Origin of the sequence: Ruminococcus sp. (assembly GCF_017650195.1) — a bacterium.
Lineage (GTDB): Bacteria > Bacillota > Clostridia > Oscillospirales > Ruminococcaceae > Ruminococcus.
Window position 1 is genome coordinate 1 of record NZ_JAGCFH010000124.1, and the last position, 2,688, is coordinate 2,688.

A 2,688-nucleotide genomic window follows, 5' to 3' on the forward strand; every position below is an offset into this window, starting at 1 on the left:
GGGATTTCCTTATCTTATATCATGCGCCGTACATATTCAGGTACTCGCTGGCAAGATAAAGTGAACCGCATATCACAGCTACGCCGTTGTTTTCAATGGCGAGAGCCTTTGCCTTTTCCACACATTCTGCAAGAGTACCGGTCTCGGCTTCTGTCCGGAAGCTTGCGATATCCGCAATAGTTTCGGCAGGCACGGCGTTTGCCGCAAAACCGTCCACTGCAAAGAGCCGGTCAGAAAGCTCGGATATGGTCTTTATACAGCCTATATAGTCTTTGGAGTCCACCATGCCCATGACAGTATATATCTTCTTTCTGCGCGTACTGAGATACATCAGCATGAGGGAAAGCATTCCTACGCCGGCAGGATTGTGACCGCCGTCCACTATAACAGGCGGCTCGCCATCAATGTACTGTACTCTTGCCCTTACCTGAGTAGTTTCCACAGATCTTATTATAGCGCTCTCGCTTATGGAAAAGCCCTTGCTGCGGAGATAGATACAGGCGGTTATGGCAGTCTGAGCATTGTATTTCTGATGTATGCCGGGCATTGCCGGAGTTAGGGTTATGCCCCTGTATATGAAAGGGGAGTAAAGTCCGCCGTCGGGAGATGGGCGGCACTGTTCACAGGGTATGAGCTCAGCGCCTGTTTCCTCAGCTGCCTTTCTGACGAGTTCCCTTACGCTTTCAGGATTGTCCTCGGATAGAATCACAGCCGAGCCTCTCTTGATTATGCCTGCCTTGTGAGAGGCTATCTCCTCCACGGTCTCGCCCAGAAGAGCAGTATGATCGAGGGATATGGATGTTATTACCGACACAAGTGGCGGCGGTATCACGTTGGTGGAGTCAAGAAGTCCGCCTATGCCTGTTTCAAGTACGACGATATCGCATTTCTCACGCTCGTACCACAGCATGGCTATAGCCATTGTTATCTCGAACTGGGAATAAGCCTTGTCGTCAACTCTTTCCTTTACGAATTCCGCAAGGTCGCAGAGGGACTTCTCGTCTATCTCGTCGTCGTTTATGCGTATCCTGTCGGTGTAGCGCAGAACGAAGGGGGAGGTGAATTTACCCGTCTTATAGCCCGAGAACTGCAATGCATTTGCGATATATTCAAGAGTTGAGCCCTTACCGTTGGTGCCTGCGATATGTACAAATTTCAGCCGCTCCTGCGGATCTCCCACGCGATTCATAAGCTCCTTTGCTCGGGAGAGGTCGGTTATTCTGCCTCCCGATTTGGTATAGGAATTTATGAAGCTCATACATTCTTCTATGTTCATGGTTTCTCCTTTAACTAATGCTATCAGGGAGGCAAAGCCTCCCTGTATACTTTTTAATACACTCCTGCCTGTTTTTCAGCCTTGGCAACAGCTTCTTCAAGTGTCATGCCCGTAAACTCCTGTGCCGAGAAGATACGTCCGCATTTTTTGTCGTCGATAAAGGCTCCAACAAGTACGCCCGGAAGTGCGCTTTCGGGAGAGTTCGGAGCATTTGGTCCGCCGAGATCTGTCCTGCACCAGCCCGGATCTGTAAGGCTGAGAGTAACATCAGTTCCCTCATAGTTCTTGCCAAGATCACGTGTCACCTTGTTGAGAGCAGCCTTTGCTGCGGAATAGCCGGCCTGTTCGGGTTCGAGGTCTATGCCGCTTGTTGTGTTTACTATCCTTCCGAAGCCTCTCTCCTTCATCTGTGGAAGAAAATGATAGCAAATCATCATCGGCGCTGTAGTGTTTATCTTAAAGCTTATGTCATAGTCCGATGCAGGAGTTGCAAGATAGTCAGTGCGATAAGCTATCTGTAGACCTGCGTTGTTGAGTATTATGTCAGGCTTTGTACCCTTTTCGTCGATAGTACGGCACATTTTCTCAACCTGTTCCATGTCCGAAAGCTCTGCTGTCACGATGTAAGCGTCAACGCCCAGCGCCTTTACCTCGCTGAGTACCTTTTCGCAGTGCTCCTCAGTTCTGCTGTGGAGAATGAGATTGCAGCCCTGCTTAGCCATGAATATCGCCGAAAGATAACCGATACCACGGCTCGCGCCCGTAATGAGCGCCCATTTCCCTTTTACATTTACCATGTTTTCTTCCTCCTGTGGGATATTTATTTATATATGCAATTCTCCCGCCGTGTGACGGGAGAATAAACATCAGTATTCGTAGTCGATACAGGCTCTGTCTGTCTTTACTGTACCGATAAATTTGCCGAACTCAATATGCGCAGGGTGTACCTGATATGCGTTGAGATCGTCGATAGTGTCGAAGTCGCAGAGAAGAGAGATAGTGTAATTGCTCTCGGGAGCGTCCTTTGAGTTGATAACTACCTCGCCCTTTCTGAGCTCCTGCACGTTTGCGATAACGTTATCGAAGCGCTTCTGAGCTTCAAGAGCGTTTTCGTACTCGCTCCTGCCGTCAGCTTCTTTAAGCTTGAACATAACTATATGCTTTATCATTTTATTTCCTTCTTTCTAAATTTTGTCATTATCGAACTTTTTATTCGCCAGCAGCATAGGCGCAAGGAATACACCTAACAAAAACAGAATCAAGGTGACAATATTCCATACTATAAATACATAATCTAAAAATGTGTAAGAAAAAGATATTTGAAAATTAGGCAAAGACGGAATTATTATTAAAAAAACTATATGATTAATCACAAGGGATATATATGTCAGATTAAGAAATATGAAACCGCA

3 protein-coding genes are annotated in these 2,688 nt (G+C 47.0%); all 3 read right to left on the reverse strand.

Annotation, left to right across the window (positions count from 1 at the left end; genetic code table 11):
* Window positions 1–19: 19 nt before the first annotated feature.
* A complete protein-coding gene (locus J6U00_RS05745) occupies window positions 20–1,276 on the reverse strand; it encodes a Mur ligase family protein (RefSeq protein WP_296580071.1) in 1,257 nt (418 codons plus the stop codon).
* A gap of 53 nt (window positions 1,277–1,329) precedes the next feature.
* Window positions 1,330–2,073 carry an SDR family oxidoreductase gene (locus J6U00_RS05750; protein ID WP_296580073.1) on the reverse strand — a complete coding sequence of 248 codons (744 nt, stop codon included), beginning with the start codon at window positions 2,071–2,073 and terminating at the stop codon, window positions 1,330–1,332.
* A 69-nt stretch (window positions 2,074–2,142) separates the two neighbouring features.
* Window positions 2,143–2,445, reverse strand: a complete 303-nt coding sequence (locus tag J6U00_RS05755) for a Dabb family protein (protein ID WP_296580074.1) — start codon at window positions 2,443–2,445, stop codon at window positions 2,143–2,145.
* Window positions 2,446–2,688 lie beyond the last annotated feature (243 nt).

Coding starts and splice junctions, on each gene's coding strand:
- J6U00_RS05750 (WP_296580073.1), bottom strand. CDS start 2,073: ATGGTAAATGTAAAAGGGAAATGGGCGCTCATTACGGGCGCGAGCCGT.
- J6U00_RS05755 (WP_296580074.1), bottom strand. CDS start 2,445: ATGATAAAGCATATAGTTATGTTCAAGCTTAAAGAAGCTGACGGCAGG.
- J6U00_RS05745 (WP_296580071.1), bottom strand. CDS start 1,276: ATGAACATAGAAGAATGTATGAGCTTCATAAATTCCTATACCAAATCG.